Annotated in this window: 1 pseudogene; it reads right to left on the bottom strand. The window is 74.9% G+C overall.

From position 1 onward, the window contains the following. Positions 1–573, bottom strand: a pseudogene (locus JHN63_RS51870) (MFS transporter); the annotation flags it as partial.

Here is a 573-nt window from a genome sequence, read left to right as displayed (position 1 = left end):
ACCCCACCCCGGTCATCACCACGGTCAGACACACCCCCGCCAGAATCGCCGTGGACGGCGCCGCCACCTTCAACAGCGCCCCGGCCAGCGACCCCGTCGCCGCGTACCCCACCCCCGCCGCCGCGTACATCAGGGAGTACCCCGCGGCCAGCGCACCCGGCGGCAGCACCTCGCGCAGGGAGAGATTCCGGGTGAGCATCGCGCCCGACTGGAGCGTGCCGCCCATGACCAGCGCGACCGCGATCCCCGCCGTACCCGGTATCACCGCGGCCAGCGCCACGCACGCGGACGTCCCGGCCATCAGCACCACACTGCGGGTGCGCAACAGTCCGGGCCAGCCGCGCAGGCCGTAGACGAACGCGCCGAGGGCGCCGCCCACCGCCATCCCCGTCAGCAGCGGACCGGACCAGCCGACACCGATGCCGCGCTGTTCGAGGAGGGCGGGGAGCACGAGTTCCGAGAGCCCGAGCAGGGCGAGGCTGGCCGCGCCCACGACATACACCGGCCAGGCACCGACGAGCACCCGGAGCAACGACGGCCCCTCCCCGCCCCCACCGTCCGCGCCACCCGCAC

Source organism: Streptomyces sp. MBT65 (assembly GCF_016612545.1).
In the GTDB taxonomy this organism is placed as follows: domain Bacteria; phylum Actinomycetota; class Actinomycetes; order Streptomycetales; family Streptomycetaceae; genus Streptomyces.
Note: the sequence above shows the minus strand (reverse complement) of the source record. Positions and strands in the feature narration are given on the sequence as shown.